Here is a 14,868-nt window from a genome sequence, read left to right as displayed (position 1 = left end):
GTGGACACGGTGACGTCCGGCGACGCGGTGACGTCCGGCGACGCGGTGAGGTCCGGCGACGCGGTGAGGTCCGGCGACGCGGGCACGGCCGGTGACGCCGGGTCGGCCGTCGGCGCCTGCCGCGAGCTGGCCCGCACGCTGGCCGAGCACGCCGCCGACGTCGACCGCCGCGCCCGTTTCCCGGAGGAGGGCGTGCGCGGGCTGCGCTCGGCCGGCCTGCTCGCGGCGGCGGCGCCCGCGCGCCTCGGCGGGCCGGGCGCGGACGTGCCGACCCTGGCGGAGATGGCGTCCGCGCTGGCCCGCGGCTGCGGCGCCACCGCGATGATCTGGGCGATGCAGCAGGTGCAGCTGGCCTGCCTCGCGCCGGGCGAGGACGACCCGCGGCTGGGGGCCGAGGTCGAGGCGATCGTCCGGGAGCAGCGGCTCGTCGCCTCGGTGACCAGCGAGGCCGGGGTCGGCGGCGACCTGCGCACCAGCCGCTGCGCCGTCGAGCCCGGCGCGGACGGGCCGCCCGGGGAGGCCGGTCCGACGTACCGGCTGGTCAAGCACGCCACCACCGTCTCCTACGGGCCGCAGGCCGGCGCGTTCCTGGTCAGCGCCCGCCGCGCGCCCGGCGCGGACCCCGGCGACCAGGTCGCCGTCCTGCTCGCCGCCGACCGGACCGAGCGGGAGGTCACCGGCCCGTGGGATTCGCTCGGCATGCGCGGGACGTGCAGTCCCCCCATGCGCCTGAGCGGCGGTTTCGAGGGGTGGCGGGTGCTGTCCCGCCCGTTCGCCGAGATCGTCGAACGGGCCATGACGCCGCTGGCGCACGTCCTCTGGTCGGCGGTGTGGCTGGGCCTCGCGGCCGAGGCGGCGGACCGCGCGGTCGCCTGGTCGCGGCGGCGCGCGGCGGGCGGTCCCGCCCCGAGCCCCGGCGTCGCCGAGGTCAGATGGCGGCTGGCGGCGGCGCGGGCCCAGCTGACCGAGGCGGCCGGCCGCGCCGATGCCGTGCTGGCGGGGACGGCCGCGCCGACCGTCGGCTTCGCGGTCGAGATGAACTCGCTCAAGCTCGCGGCGTCGGAGAGCGCCGTGCAGGTCGCGCTGGGGGCCCTCCGGGTCTGCGGCATGGCGGGCTACGCCGAGACCGGGCCGTACTCGGTGGCCCGCATCGTCCGCGATCTGCTGTCCGCCCCGCTGATGATCGGCAACGACCGGCTGGCGGCCGCCAACGCCACCCTCGCGCTGATGTCCCGCTGATGTCCCGGTGAGGCTCAGCCGGGCAGCCCGACCGTGCGCTCCAGCAGCCCGCGGGCCGGGACGGTGACCAGGTCGCGGGTGAGGTTGCCCGCCATCGACAGCAGTTTGAGCCGCGGGTGGCTCCATCCCGTCACCAGCGGGTCCCAGAAGAACGTCACCGCCGTCGAGTAGCCGGGGCTGCGGACGAGGTGCCCCCAGTACAGCGGGATGAACAGCGCCTCACCGGCGCGCACCTCGCAGCGCCAGGGGTGGGCGCGCTCGTGCCGCAGCTCGCGGTCGAACGCGATCCGGCTGAAATTGAAACGGTAGGAGTACCACGGCTCGTAACCCAGCAGCCGGCGGTCCTCCGGTGGAAAGAGCGTGACGTCCTTTCGTCCGGCCACCATGCACTGCAGCGCCTGATTGGCGCTGTGGTAATGCAGCCCGGTGACGGTGTCGCGGCCGAGGAAGAACGCGGCCCCCAGGCCCGGTGCGGGATGCAGCAGCTCCGGGACCTCGATATCAGGGACCAGCTCGGGGAAGACCTCGGTCAGCGGAACCTGGGACACGTAGCACTGCTCGGGCTCCGTCGCCGTGATCAGGTCGAGATACGCGGAGAACCGCATTTCCACGTTGATCTCGGGATCGAAGAACGACCCGGTGGGATAGAACTCGACGCGCACCCGCCGGGACCCGACGGTCTCCCGCAGATGGTCGAGGGTCCAGCGTTCCGGGGCGGACCAGCCCTGCTGGAGACCGGTGACGATCACGGGCGTGCCGGCCCGCTCCAGCCGTTCGAGATCGCCCACTTCGGTCACCGGGATCCGGGGCACCGGCGTCTCGTACGCGCGGCTCCCGCGCAGCGTGTTCGTGCGGCTCTCGTTCATACGCGTCCTTCGCCCTTCGGGGTTCCGAATGCTAGTCCGGATGTGCTGATAATTGTCGGCCGCGACGGGAATTCTGTCCCGTCAACGGGACAGCGGCGAAAGGACGCCATGCCGGTCTTCCTGCACGAAGTGCTCGCGGCGCGGGCGCGTGCGCACGGGGACGCTCCGGCGTTCACCGTGCCCGGAGAGGCCACGCTTACTTTTCAGGAATGGCATGAACGCGCCCGCGCTTGCGGCGCCGCGCTGAATGTGCGTTCCGGTGACCGGGTACTGCTCGTCTTCTCCGACGGCGACTGGTATTCCTTCGCGGCTCTTTTCGCGGCGGTCACGGGAGCGGGCGGGACGGCGGTCGCCGTGCGCCACCCCGTGCCGCCCGCGCGGCTGGCGGAGATGGCGCGGCTCGTGGACGCGGCAGGGGCCGTCACCGGACGCGGGGTGCCCCCGGCCCCCGGCTGCGCGTGGACGGTACCCGCCGCCGACCTTCCCCGGGCGCCCGGGGAAGCCGTCCAGGGCGGGGCACGCCGCGGATGGCCCGCCAAGACGAGGCCGGCGCCGGAGCGGCCCGCCTCGATCCTGTTCACGTCCGGGACGACGGGGAAGGCCCGCGCGATCGTCTGCCCCCACGCCGACCTGATGACCACCCGGCGGATGCGCGGCGACCTGCTCCGCCCGCGGGAGAACGCGCTGCTGACCTCGGTGGCGGTGGGCACGAACGCCGCGCAGACCACGCTGCGGGACTGCCTGCGCAACGGCGTCCACACGGTGGTGGTCAACCCGTTCGACCCGGACGCGGTCGGGCCGCTGGCCGAGGAGCACGGGGTCAGTGCGGTGAGCCTGATCCCGACGACCGCCCGGCTGGCCGCCGAGGCGCTGGGCGCGGCGGGCCGCACCCTGCCGCGCGTGCGGTCGGTGGTGTGCTCGTCCGCGCCGCTCGACCGGACGACGGTCGCGCGGCTGGCCGGGGTCTTCCCCCGCGCGCGGATCCGCAACGTGTACACGATGGCGGAGGGCGGCCCCAGCCTGGTCGCCACCTGCGCGCCGGACCGCTCGCCGGCGCTCGGCGTCCTCGGCCCGGGCGTGCGCGTCGTCGACGAGGACGGCCGGGACGTCCCGGCCGGGCACGTGGGGGAGCTGAGGCTGCGGGCCGGCGCCCGGCGCCGCTCGTACGTGCCGGACGGCTCCCCGCCCTCCGGCTCCGGGACGCGCTACCTGCCCGGCGGCTGGATCGCGACCGGCGACCTGTGCCGCGTGGAGGACGGCGGCACCGTGGTGTTCGTCGCCCGCGCCGACGACGTCATCATCTCGGGCGGGCGCAACATCGCCGCCACGGCCGTGGAGGCGGAGCTCCGCATCCACCCCGCCGTGCTGGACGCGGCGGTCTTCGGCGTCCCGCACGAGTCCCTGGGGCGGCTGCTGGTCGCCGCCGTCGTCCTGTCGGAGGACGGTGCGCTGCCGCAGGTTCGCGAGCACGCCGTGCGGCGGCTGCCCGCCGAGCAGGTGCCGCACGATGTCGTCGCCGTGCCGGAGATCCCGGCCACCGCCGGCGGGAAGCCGCTGAAGCGCGTGCTGGTGGAGCGCTACCGCGCGGGGCCGTCCGGCACGAACGTCCCGGGCACGGATCTCGCGGACGGCATGGAGGCGACCGTCGCGGCGGCGCTGGGCGAGGTGCTGAACGTGCCCGTCCTGGACGCGGACGGCAACTTCTTCCGGCTGGGCGGCCACTCGCTGCTCGCCGTCCAGGTCGCGCAAGAGCTGAGCAGCCGCACGGACCAGGACGTTCCCGCCGCGTGGGTGCTGCGCCATCCCCGCGTGCGGGACCTCGCCGCCGCCCTCACCCGGGCCCGCGCCGAGCGGGTGCCATGACGGCCGCCGCGCCCGCCGCAGGGCAGGCCGAGCGCCTGCGCGACGAGATGCTGCACCTGCTCGACCGGGGGCTGAAGACCGCGCCCGCGGGGACGTCCGCCGCGGAGGACCTGGCCGCCGAGGCGCGGTGGTGGGAGGCGGAGCGCCTCCCTGACCTGGCCGTGTCCGTCCGGCGCGCCTTCGCGGCCCGGCGGCTCCTGCTCGCCGCGCCCGACCGGCGCACCTGGCGGGACTCCCTGTCCTACATCGGTGACGCGGACCCGGCCGACCTGACGGTGTCCGAGCACGAGTACGAGCGGTCCGACATCGCGCTGCGCGACGACCATCCGCTGGCGGCGCCGTACCCGTGGGCGGCGGGCCGGGACGTCGGGCTGACCGTGCGGTACACCGGCTCGGGCATGGCGGCGATCACGGCCTGGTACCTGGCGCTGGCGAAACTCACCACCGATGTCACGGTGGTGACGAACACGCTGTACTACGAGACCGAGACCCTGTTCGAGCTGTGCCCCGCCGCCCACGTCCGGGTGGAGCCCCGCGCCGATCGGGACGGTTTCCTGCGGCGGCTGCGGACGGCGTCCGGCCCGGTCGTGGCGTTCCTGGACTCCTGCCAGCCGTTCGGCGACGCCGCGATGGTCCGCGAGGTGCTGGCGCGCGGCGACGAGCCGGGCCCGCTGGCCGTGGTCTGGGACAACGCGTGCGCGCCCATCGCGGCCGACCCCTGCCCCGGCGGCTGGACGGGGGTGCCGCTCGTCCTGCTCCGCAGCCACCACAAGCTGGACGAGCTGGGCCTGGAACTGGCGACGCTGGGCTCGGCGGCCGTCGCGACGCCGCCCGGCATGGACGAGCCCCGGCGGGCGCACGCCGAGGGGCTGCGGGACCTGCTGCCCAGGGTGCTGAGCGTGGCGGGCGGGCACGCCACCGCCGCCGCGCTGCGGACCATGGACCGGTACGGGCTGCCCGATCCCGCCCTGACGGCGCGGGCGAACGCGGCGACCCTGGCCGCGAACCGGGCCGGGGGCCGCGCGCTGCGCGCCGCGCTCGACGGGGCGCGCGGCTGCCTCGTCCAGGAGTACGAGCACGGCTGCTTCGTCAACGTCCGCCTGACCGGGCTGCGGCCGCGGCTCGGCAACCCCGCGCTGGACCTGGTGATCCGCCGCGCCGCCGCCGACGCCGCCGCCGAGGGGCTCGCGGTGTGGCGGTCGGGGAGCTTCGGCTTCCACTACACCGCGCTCAGCGGCTGGGCGGTGGCCTCCCATGACGTGGAGAGCCTCGGGCACGGCGCGCACACGGTGCTGCGGGTGTGCTTCGGCGGCCACGACGACGACGTGGCCGCCGCGGTAGCCCGGCTGGTCGCGCGGCACGTGCGGGAGCTGGCCCCGGCGGCGGGGACCCCGGCATGACGCCGCCCGCCGTCCTGTACCCGCGGACGGACATCGGCGCCGCGACGCGGAGGGCGATCGAGGCGGCGGCCGCGGCGGGCCGCTCCGGCTGGTTCGTCGACCTCGACCGGTTCGCCGAGCGGTGCCGGAGCGCGGTGCGGGCGGCCGAGCCGTACGGCGTCCGGCTGCTGCTCGCGGTGAAGTCGACGACGGTCCCCGAGCTGCTGCGGGTCGCGGCGGGCGCCGGGCTCGGGTTCGACGTGGCCAACATGGCGGAGTACGACGCCGTCGTCTCCGCGCTCAGTGCCGGGACGCCGCCGTTCGTCAGCATGACCTCGCCCGCGCTGCCCCCGTCCGAGCGCGACCGGCTGCTGGGCGCGATCGGCTCCGGCCGCGTCCACCGCTGCCACTGGGACAGCCTCGGCCAGTTCGGCGAGGCGTGCCGGTCGCTGCCCGTCCAGGACGCGGGCGTGCGGGTCAACCTCGACGGGGAGGACCTGCCCGAAGCGTTTCCCCAGGTCACCCCCAGCAGGTTCGGCGTCCGCGCCCGCGACCTGGCCGCCGTGCGGGAGACCGCCGAGCGCGCGGGCCGCCGCCTGCGGTGGCTGCACACGCACAACGGCTCGGAGGAGAACGACCACGCGAGCTTCGTCACCGCGGCGGAGGTCGTCCTGCGGCGGGCGCGGGAGGCGGGGCTGCGCCCGGCGGCGCTCGACCTCGGCGGCGGGCTGCGCGGTGACCCGGCCGCCCTGCCCGGCCTCTTCGAGAGGCTGCGCGCGGTCGCGGGCGACGTGGAGATCGTGCTGGAGCCGGGGCAGTTCTGGACGCAGGACTGCGGCTACCTGGCCACCCAGGTCCTGGACGTCAAGCCGCTGGACGACCGGATCCTGGTGGTCTGCGACTGCGGCACCCTCAACCACCTGCAGTGGTCCACCGCGCCGGCCCTGCCGAGACTGGGCCGGTGGGCCGGCTCCGACCGGCGCCCCTACGTGCTGTGCGGGCGGACCTGCTTCGAGTCCGACTACGTCGGCGCGGTGCCGCCGCGCGCCGGGGCCCCGGCGCCGCGGCCGGGGGACTGGCTGGTCGTCGGCGGCGTGAACGGCTATTCCGCGGAACTCGGCAGCGCCTTCAACGGAATCGCGCCGCACCCGCCGGTGCTGATCAGCGAGCGGTATTGGGATACCGCCTCCGAAACGCCGCCGGAGAGCGTCGAGAAAATGAGTTCGTAAACGGGCACTTCCCGGTGAAGGGTAGGCCGCCGCGGTCCCGGTCATTAGCATCCGGAAAGGATGGCCGTGCCATTCCGGGGCTCGGTCGCGCCCGAGAGGAAGGAACCGTATGGGGCACAGTTCGAAGCCCAAGGACAGCTGCGGCGGAACCCGTGGCTGCGGTGGGAACATGCTGCTCGTCGGCGTTCCGCAGCAGCGTGACTCGGTGGTGAAGCGCAACATGCGCGCGCTTTCCGACATCGTCGCGGCGGTCAAGGCGACCCGGAGCCGCTGAATCCATGAAAGCTCCTGACCGCGTTCAGGAGGAAGGGGTCTCCCGGTTCACCGGCGGACCCCTTTTCCTGTCGGAGGCGGACGGCCGGCGGTCCGCCGATCCGCTGGAGATCGCGCCCGCCCGGAGGTTCTCGCTGGCCTCGCTGGCGCCCAGTTTCGCCAATCCGTGGGTGGACGGGGAATTCCGGCCCGCCTGCCCGTGGGAAGGGGTGCGGCGGGTCGACGCCCCGCCGGTGGTGCCGCCGCCGGGATCGTCCGACCCCGCCGAGCTGCCGGCCCGGTTCCGCGCCGCGGTCGAGGCGTCGATGGGCGACGCGGACACCGTCGTGGTCATGTTCTCCGGCGGCATCGACTCCACCGCCGTGCTGTGGCACGCCCACGAGGCGTGCCGGCGGCAGGGCCGCAGGCTCGCCGTCGTCACCTGGGGCCTGCGCGACCAGTTCGGCCGGTCGACGGGCATGGTCGCCGAACGCTCCCTGCGGGGCCTCGGCCTGGACCTCGACATCACGGTGGTGCCGACGGAGTGGCGGAGCCTGCCGGAGCCGCCGTGGTCGCCCGCCGGCCCGCGCCACGACTACTACGTCGGCCTCTTCCAGGCCTCGGTGGACCTCGCCGAGGAGATGGGCGCCGGGGTGATGCTCTGGGGCGAGGGCGGCGACGAGATCCTCGGCGCGTGCCACTACCTGACCCGCGACCTCGCGCGGTCGCGGCGGTGGCGCGACCTGCGCGCCTACCTGTGGGGCTCGGTCAACGGCGAGTCGATGGCGGCCACGGCCGGCGAGCTGGCCGCCTTCGCGGCGCCGCGGCTCCCGGCGGGGCTGTCCCGCCGGCTCTACACGGCGTTCGAGCTGTCGGCGTTCCTCCGGGACCTGCCCGAGCCCGTCCTGCGGCCGCCCTACCAGGAGATCGCCCGCGTCCGCCGCAGGGAATGGCTGGACGAGCGCGCCGCCACGTTCGCCGAACGCGACCACGGCCGGGACTGGACGCAGGCCGCGATGTGGGACCTGTGCTTCCCGTTCGCCCTCGACCCGTATCCGCTCTCCGCCGGGGTCGCGCAGCGCTCCCCGTTCTTCGACGACGCCTTCCTCGGCTACGCGCTCGGCCTGCCGACGTCCGCCCGGTTCCGCAGGCTCAGCCCGTACCCGTACCACTGGTACAAGGCGCTGCACTTCCGGCTGATCCCGTCCCGCGCGCACCGCGCCCTGCCGACCTTCAGCCAGGACTACTACCCCGAGTTCCGGCGGCACGCGCTGGAGGTGCTCCCCGACGGGCCGCTGGAGTGCGTGCGGCTGGGCCTGCTGCGCCCGCTGGACAGGCTCGACCTCGAACGCGTCCACCTGCGGCTGCCGATCGTCGTGCGCAACATCGAGCGGTGGGTCGCCGGGGCGCTGGAGCACGGCGCCGAGCCGGTCGGCGTGGAGGCATGAGGGGGCGCCCCGCCCGCCGGGGCGCCGTCCCGGCGCGGGCACTGTTCGCCGAACCGGCGGTCACGGAGATCGGCGTGAGCGCGGACGGCGCGTGGGTCAGCCAGCTCGTCCGGCACCGCCGCGGCGAGGCGCTCACGGTGCGCCGCGTGGTGGACGGCGCCCTGGACGGCGTGGAGCGCACCGTGGCGCGGGAACGCGGCATCACGGCGCACGGCTGGCTGCCGTCCCGCGACACGGTGCTCTACCTGGCCGACGGCGGAGACGGCGACCGCGCGTTCACCGTCGACGTCTCCACCGGGAAGCGCGGCGAGGTCACCCCGGAGGGCGCGACCGGCCTCACCCTCGTCGATCCCGACACCCACCGCGAACTCGGGCCGCTGCTGTCGGCGCGCGACCCGGACGGCCGCCTGGTCCTCCACCGCGTCGCCGGCGCGGGCCGGGCCGCCGTGCCGATCGACGCGGCGGGCGAGGCCGGGCAGTGGTTCCTCGACCGCGACGACCGGCTGCGCGCGGCGACCAGGCTCGACGACGACGGCGTCCTGCACGTGCTGGCGCGGTCCGGGGACGGCTGGACGGTGGTCCGCGAGGTGCCGCCGCCCGCCGCGCTGTCCACGCATCCGGTCGAGGTCTCGGCGGACGGCGGGGCGCTGCTGTTCGTGGCGCCGACCGGGATCGGCCGCATGGGCCTCATCGCGGTCGACCTCGGTTCCGGCGCGGAGCGTACCGTCTTCGCGCAGGACGGCGCGGACCTCGACTACGTGGAGACCCATCCGCGGAGCAGGGCGCCGCAACTGCTGGTGTTCGCCGGCCCCCGGGCGCGCTACCGCCCGCTCGACGACGAGGCCCGCGCCGCCCTGGAGGGGCTGCGGCGGATGAACCCCGGCGACCCGCAGATCGTGTCGAGGTCCTGGAACGACCGGACCTGGGTGGTGCGGTTCGACGGCGCCGACAGCCCGCCCGCGCACGTCGTGTGGCACCGCGAGGAGGGCCGCGGCGAACCGCTGCGCGACCCGTACCCGGCGCTGCGGCGGCGCACGCTCGGCACGCCGCGTCCCGTGTCGTTCGAGGCCAGGGACGGCTGGGCGCTGGACGGCTACCTCACCCGCCCCCGGACGGCGGGCCCCGAACCGGGGCCGATGGTGCTGCGCGTCCACGGCGGCCCTTGGACGCGGGACGCGTGGGAGTTCCAGCCGGACCCGCACTGGCTCGCCGGCCACGGCTACACCTGCCTCCAGGTCAACTTCCGCGGCTCGGACGGCAGCGGACCCCGCTTCCTGGACGCCGCCGACGGCGACTGGGGCGGCGCGCCGCAGGACGACCTGGAGGACGCCGTGCACTGGGCCGTCCGCGAGGGCCACGCCGCCTCGGGACGCGTCGCCATCGCCGGCCAGTCGTACGGCGGCTACGCGGCGCTCGTCGCGGCGACCATGCGCCCCCGGCTGTTCGCCTGCGCGGTGGCCGTCTGCGCGCCGGTGGACCTGGTCGACTTCGTGGCCCACATCCGCGACGCGCGGCTGCCGACGCGCGGGCACTTCCTGCACCGCGTCGGGCATCCGGACCGCGACCGGGACCGGCTGGCCCGCCGCTCCCCGCTCGGGCACGCGGCCTCCTGCCACACGCCGGTGCTGCTCGCGCACGGCCGCGCGGACCCGCTGGTGCCCGTCCGGCACACCGAGCGGTTCGCCGCCGCGCTGGCCGCGGCGGGCCGTCCCACCGAGCCGCTGCTGTTCCGCGACGAGGGCCACGGCATCGCCGGACGGCGCGACCGCGTCCGGCTGGCCCGCGCGGTCGCCCGCTTTCTCGCCGCACACCTGGACCGAGGACGACGATGACGCCGACGACGCGCGACCACGGACGAGCCGCCCTGCCCGCCTTCCGCTACGCGCGGCCGCCACGGCCGGACGCGGCCTTCGAGACCGCCCCGCGGTACCGCCGCGGCGACGGCGGGCTCACCGGCCGGCCCGCCGCCGGCGGCCCGTTCTCGGTCGCCCGGCTGGCGGCCGGCTTCACCCCGCAGGCCCTGGACCGCGGCCTTTTCCCGGAGTCGCCGTGGGCGGACTCGGCCCGCGTGCGGTTCGCGCCGCCGCGCCCGTCGGGCCGGTCCGCGCCCGCCGAGTTCGCGGAGCGGTTCGAGAGCGTCCTCGAACGGGTCATCGGCGACCGCGAGGCGGTGGCGGTGGCCCTGGCCGGTGACCTGGAATCGGCCGCGCTGGTGGACCGGGCGGCCCGGGTGTGCCGCCGGACGGGCCGCACGCTGCTCGCCGTGACGGTCGACGACGCCGACGACCTGGGGCGCCGCTCCCGGCACCTGTCGGAGCGGCTGCTGGAGCATCTCGGCCTGCGCTGCCGCCACCTGGCGGTCGCGGCCGTCCCCGGCCGGTGGCCCGAGCCGGAGTGGAGCGAGCACGGACCCCGGTTCGAGATGGTCCCGCGGTTCCGCAGCGGCACGGCCATCGTCGCCGCGGAAGCCGGCGCCGAGATCCTGCTGCACGGCACGGGCGGCGAACGGCTGCTGCGGGCCACGCCCTACCTCGCCGCGCGGTACCTGCGGGCGCGGTCCCTGCACGACCTGGCCGTGTACTGGAGGGACGGCCGCGAGGCGCCCCGGTTCCCGGCGGGGGAGCTGCTGGCGGCCGTGCTGCCCCGCACCGGCCGGGGCCGGGCGGCCCGCCTGTTCTGGGCGTGGACGGGACTCGGCGGAGAGGACGGAGAGGGCGGGCGGCCGGGACCGCTCACCGCGCCGATGGCCGCCGCGGCGCGCACCTGGTCGGACGCCCTTCGGGAGGAGGGGGCGCGCACCATCGCACGGACCGACGCGGCCTGGCCCGCCGCCTTCGCGCTGCACCGGCTGTTCCCGTACGACGTGTCACCGCCCGCCACCGGCCTGCCGGAGGCGTCCCCGTTCCTCGACCCGTCGTTCGCCGCGTACGCCCACGACCTGCCGCCCGAGGCGCGGTACTCGGCGGGCCACCCGGACCCGGCCCTGCGGGAGCACCGGCTGCTGGCCGACCTGCTGCCGGACGGGATCGAGCGGGTGATCCCCTCCTACGGCCGGCACATGTACCGGTCGTTCGACCGTTACTGGCGGGCCTGCCCGCTCGACGGGGAGCGCTGCGTGGACCTGGGGCTGCTGCGCCCCGACTGGCGGCGCCGCTGTGGTGGCGCCGCCGAGCTGGCCGCGGCGCTGGCGGCCGAGATCTGGGTCCGCGGCGCCGAGGACCGCGGGGCGGTGGCGGGATGACCGGCGCCCTCGACGCGGTGACGGCGGTGCCGCGCCCGTCCGCCGAACGGCTGGCCCGGTACCTGTCGGCGCCGTCGCTGGCCCTGGGCTGCCATCCGGCCTCCCCCAGGGAGGGCGGAGCACTGGGGGAGCGGCCGGTCGAGGCCGCCGAGGAGGCCGCCGGGGGCGATCCGGTGGCGCTGCGCGACCGGTTCGCGTCGGCGGTGGCCGATTGCGTGGAAGGGCACGACCACGTCGCCCTGCTGTATGTGAACGATCTCGCCTCGGCCGTCCTGACCGAGCGTGCGGCGGATCTCTGCCGCCGCTCCGGGCGCCGGCTGCTGGTGATCGTCGCCGACGGGGTCGCGGCGGACGGGACGAGCCTGGCCGCCCGGTCCCAGCGGACGATCGCGGAGGTAGCGCGCGGCGCGATGGCGCAGATCGTGGAGACCGAGCGGTGGTTCCGTCCGGCGCCCCGCCGGGGCAATCCGGTGGCCCCCGACCTCCGGCATACCGAGTTCGTCGCGCGGGCGTCGCTGCTGGCCGCCGACCAGGGCGCCACCGTCCTGCTCTCGCCGTCCGGCGCGGACGCGGTGCTCGGCGCGCCGCGGTTCCTGGCCCGGCATCTCGGTCCCGGCGCCGTGCCCGGGTATCTGCGCGACGCGTGGCGGACCTCGGGACCCGCCGGACCGCTCGCGGACGGCCTCGCCGTGCTCGGCGGCCGGGCCCGCCCGGGACGCGGCGGCGCCGCGCGCCTCGCCGTCAGCAACCTCGCCGTGCCGGCCGCCCCGCCTCCGGAGGGGCTGTCGGCGGCGGCGCGCGACGCGGCCCGAGCCTGGGCGACGACCTGGCTGGACGATGTGACGGCCGCGCTCGCCAGGGCGCGTCCCGCCGTGGTGGAGGCGGCGTACCTGCGGCGCATCGCCGTCCAGGAGCGGGTGGTCGCCGGGTACGGCACCTTCCTGGTGGACGAGCCCGGAGGCGCCGCGGTGCCGGCACCCCCGCGGGCCCTTCCCTTCCTCGACGACGGCGTGGTGCGCTGCGCGTCGGCGATGCCCCTCGCCCGCCGGTACGACCCCGCGCTGCCCGTGCCGTACCAGCGGACGCGCGCCGCGCTGGTGGGCCTGATGCCGCCGCGCCACCGCGAGCACCTGCCCGTCGCGCCACCCGTTCCCGGCCCTGACGACGCCTACCGGCCGGCGGTGCCGCCGGGCGGGTTCCGCCACTGCGCCGACCTGGGCCTGCTGGACGGACCGGTCCCGCCGCCGGGCACCCCGGAGCCGGTGCTGCGCCGCCTGGCGCTCCTGGACGACTGGCTCGCGACGGCACCGACGTGTCAGAGGCCTGAAATCAGCCCGGGTCAGGCAGGGCGGACCGGGGTGCGCCCGGACCGATGAGGTCCCGCCAGATCCACGTCCGCTCGTACGGGAAGGACGGTCGGGGCGGCGCGCCGGCGTCCGCGGCGGCCGCCCAGAGCACGCGGAGCGCGTCGGCGCGCTTCTGGTCGACGGCCCCGGAGGGCAGCCAGCGCCGGAAGGCGTCGAGGGCCGCCGGGTCGACGCCGGCGTCCGCCGCGTCGTCCAGGAGCCGGTCGTAGGCGCGGTCCGCGTAGTAGGTGGCCTTCGCCACCGCCGTGAGCGCCGCCCCCACGTCCGATGTGACCACCCGGTCGCGCACCGCCGCCTCGACCGTGACGCGGATGTTGACCAGCGCCTCGCTCAGCGCCCGGTGGCCGCCGCGGGCCGTCGCGTGCAGGACCGTCACCTCGTCGTCGCCGGTCAGCTCGCCGCACCGGAACCGGCGGAACACCTCACCGACCCCGATCATGCCGAAGGGATGCAGCTCGGCGGCGCGCAGCGCGCCCATGCTGGCGCCGCCGTACAGCCGCACGCCGCGCGACAGCGCGAACATCAGCTCCTTGTGCCAGACGGCCGGCACCCGTTCGAAGAAGCCGTCGACCAGCACCACGACGCCCGCGCCGTCCCGCACGGCGGCCTGCACGTCCCCGAGCGCGGCCGGCGGGCGCACGTCCGCGCGCGGCAGCAGCGCCCGCGCCGTGGACGCGGGCAGGCTGGGGCCGGCGAACACCACCGTGCCGGGCCCGCCCCGCCGCCGCCTCACGGCCGCCACCGCAGCCCGGGGACGACGACCTTCACCACCGGCAGCCCGATGCCCGCCATGGTGAGGTCGACGGCGATGGCCTGCCGGGCGCCCGCCTTGGCCAGCAGTTCGAGGAGCCACTCCAGGTCCGCGTTGAACGTCTCGTGGTCGGCGTGCGGGATGCTCGCGAAGTCCCGCCGCTCGGGAAGCGCCAGCGTGCCCGCGATGTCCGCGCGCGCCCGCTGGTCGAAGTACCACCGGTAGCGCTCCCAGCCGATGTCGTCGCGGGAGCCGGCGATGACGCTGGCGCGCGCCTGCGCGGCCTCGGTCAGCGCGCGCAGCAGCGCGATCTCCCGGCGCGGGTGCGCGCCCGCCCCCTGCGCCTGGGGCAGCGGGTGGTACCAGGGCGGGTCCACCTCGACCATCCAGCAGACGAAGGTGGCGAGGCCGAGGTCGGAGGTGCAGTCGAAGATCACCGATTCGACGCCGCTGGCGCGCAGCAGGTCGAGCAGGGCGCGGCAGTCGGGGTCGCCGACGGAGCCGGCGCGGACCCGCCGGTCCGCCTCCCCGGCCTCGCCCAGGTCCTCGAACGCGGCGACCGCGTCCCGCTCCATCACCTCGCACAGCCCGTGCACGGTGGCCTCGATCAGCGTGTTGCCGGACGCGAGCCCGTTGGAGCCGTTGACGAACGCGTGCTCGCCGTACACCTCCGGGAGCCGCCAGTCGCAGTGCACCACCTCGTAGGGCACCCAGGTCGCGGTTCCCGACGGCAGGTCGTGGCCGAGCACCCAGCGCATCGGAAGGCCCGGACGGAACTTCCCGCACGCGCAGTGGACGAGGTCCTCGACCTCCGCCACCGCCTCGCCCGCGGCGCGCAGGTCCGCCGCCGAATCGAAACGGAATGGCAGATGATGGGTCTCGGCGTGCCACAGTTCCAGCGACTCCATCAACGCCGACACTTTCGCCGCTTCCGGCAGGAGGCCTTTTCCCTGGGACGCGGCCAGGCTGCGCGCCGCCGGGCGGATCGCCGTGTGGACGGGCATGCCGAGGCGGTCCAGGCCGGTGATGTCGGCGAGCCGGGTAATGCCCGCGACCTCGGCCAATGCGGTCGCCCTGGCCAGCGACTCCTCCAGCGCGACGGCCCGGTCGGTGCCGCCGCGAAACGTCTTGCGCACTTCTGTCGACAGCGCGTCCGGAAATCCGGAGATAGCTATTTTCCACCTGCCTCGCCGGGAAATGCTTTCCTTTGGTTTATCGTAGATTTCCGCACCG

Annotated in this window: 11 protein-coding genes; 8 read left to right on the top strand and 3 right to left on the bottom strand. The window is 76.1% G+C overall.

The features are described from left to right. The gene (locus tag K8Z49_RS24750) at positions 1-1,239 is read left to right on the top strand and encodes an acyl-CoA dehydrogenase family protein (protein ID WP_412515340.1); all 1,239 of its coding nucleotides are present in this window, start codon (positions 1-3) and stop codon (positions 1,237-1,239) included. Positions 1,240-1,253: 14 nt separating this feature from the next. Here the strand turns inward: K8Z49_RS24750 and K8Z49_RS24745 are convergent, their stop codons facing one another. Next, entirely contained in the window at positions 1,254-2,105 is an 852-nt protein-coding gene (locus K8Z49_RS24745; RefSeq protein ID WP_412515339.1) for a cupin-like domain-containing protein, read from the bottom strand. 108 nt (positions 2,106-2,213) lie between these two features. On the opposite strand from K8Z49_RS24745, the gene K8Z49_RS24740 reads away from it, so the two are divergent. From K8Z49_RS24740 to K8Z49_RS24710, 7 genes are all read left to right on the top strand, one after another. Then, on the top strand, positions 2,214-3,968 hold the full coding sequence (locus tag K8Z49_RS24740) for an AMP-binding protein (RefSeq protein ID WP_412515338.1): 1,755 nt from the start codon (positions 2,214-2,216) through the stop codon (positions 3,966-3,968). Beyond that, positions 3,965-5,368, top strand: coding sequence for a hypothetical protein (locus K8Z49_RS24735; protein ID WP_412515337.1), 1,404 nt, complete (start codon positions 3,965-3,967; stop codon positions 5,366-5,368). The genes K8Z49_RS24740 and K8Z49_RS24735 overlap by 4 nt, the downstream gene beginning before the upstream one ends. Beyond that, the gene (locus tag K8Z49_RS24730; protein WP_412515336.1) at positions 5,365-6,576 is read left to right on the top strand and encodes a diaminopimelate decarboxylase family protein; all 1,212 of its coding nucleotides are present in this window, start codon (positions 5,365-5,367) and stop codon (positions 6,574-6,576) included. The genes K8Z49_RS24735 and K8Z49_RS24730 overlap by 4 nt, the downstream gene beginning before the upstream one ends. Positions 6,577-6,854: 278 nt before the next feature. Next, entirely contained in the window at positions 6,855-8,276 is a 1,422-nt protein-coding gene (locus K8Z49_RS24725) for an asparagine synthase-related protein (protein WP_412515335.1), read from the top strand. Continuing rightward, entirely contained in the window at positions 8,273-10,108 is a 1,836-nt protein-coding gene (locus K8Z49_RS24720; protein WP_412515334.1) for an alpha/beta hydrolase family protein, read from the top strand. Before K8Z49_RS24725 ends, K8Z49_RS24720 begins: the two co-directional genes overlap by 4 nt. Beyond that, positions 10,105-11,517, top strand: a complete 1,413-nt coding sequence (locus tag K8Z49_RS24715; protein ID WP_111830576.1) for a hypothetical protein — start codon at positions 10,105-10,107, stop codon at positions 11,515-11,517. Before K8Z49_RS24720 ends, K8Z49_RS24715 begins: the two co-directional genes overlap by 4 nt. Beyond that, positions 11,514-12,893 carry a hypothetical protein gene (locus K8Z49_RS24710; RefSeq protein WP_412515333.1) on the top strand — a complete coding sequence of 460 codons (1,380 nt, stop codon included), beginning with the start codon at positions 11,514-11,516 and terminating at the stop codon, positions 12,891-12,893. The genes K8Z49_RS24715 and K8Z49_RS24710 overlap by 4 nt, the downstream gene beginning before the upstream one ends. Here K8Z49_RS24710 and K8Z49_RS24705 read toward each other — a convergent pair. Then, positions 12,847-13,617 (bottom strand): TfuA-like protein, encoded by a 771-nt coding sequence (locus K8Z49_RS24705; RefSeq protein ID WP_412515332.1) that lies wholly within the window; start codon positions 13,615-13,617, stop codon positions 12,847-12,849. The two genes, K8Z49_RS24710 and K8Z49_RS24705, sit on opposite strands and share 47 nt — an antisense overlap. Further along, positions 13,614-14,771, bottom strand: coding sequence for a YcaO-like family protein (locus tag K8Z49_RS24700; protein WP_412515331.1), 1,158 nt, complete (start codon positions 14,769-14,771; stop codon positions 13,614-13,616). The genes K8Z49_RS24705 and K8Z49_RS24700 overlap by 4 nt, the downstream gene beginning before the upstream one ends. Positions 14,772-14,868 lie beyond the last annotated feature (97 nt).

The sequence above is a fragment of the Actinomadura madurae genome, from assembly GCF_047130825.1.
Taxonomy (GTDB): domain Bacteria; phylum Actinomycetota; class Actinomycetes; order Streptosporangiales; family Streptosporangiaceae; genus Spirillospora; species Spirillospora madurae.
This window is presented reverse-complemented; position numbering and strand designations above follow the sequence as displayed.

What these genes read in the sequence shown, in the direction of transcription:
- K8Z49_RS24745 (WP_412515339.1), bottom strand. Translation starts at nt 2,105, where the DNA reads ATGAACGAGAGCCGCACGAACACGCTGCGCGGGAGCCGCGCGTACGAG.
- K8Z49_RS24740 (WP_412515338.1), top strand. Translation starts at nt 2,214, where the DNA reads ATGCCGGTCTTCCTGCACGAAGTGCTCGCGGCGCGGGCGCGTGCGCAC.
- K8Z49_RS24735 (WP_412515337.1), top strand. Translation starts at nt 3,965, where the DNA reads ATGACGGCCGCCGCGCCCGCCGCAGGGCAGGCCGAGCGCCTGCGCGAC.
- K8Z49_RS24730 (WP_412515336.1), top strand. Translation starts at nt 5,365, where the DNA reads ATGACGCCGCCCGCCGTCCTGTACCCGCGGACGGACATCGGCGCCGCG.
- K8Z49_RS24725 (WP_412515335.1), top strand. Translation starts at nt 6,855, where the DNA reads ATGAAAGCTCCTGACCGCGTTCAGGAGGAAGGGGTCTCCCGGTTCACC.
- K8Z49_RS24720 (WP_412515334.1), top strand. Translation starts at nt 8,273, where the DNA reads ATGAGGGGGCGCCCCGCCCGCCGGGGCGCCGTCCCGGCGCGGGCACTG.
- K8Z49_RS24715 (WP_111830576.1), top strand. Translation starts at nt 10,105, where the DNA reads ATGACGCCGACGACGCGCGACCACGGACGAGCCGCCCTGCCCGCCTTC.
- K8Z49_RS24710 (WP_412515333.1), top strand. Translation starts at nt 11,514, where the DNA reads ATGACCGGCGCCCTCGACGCGGTGACGGCGGTGCCGCGCCCGTCCGCC.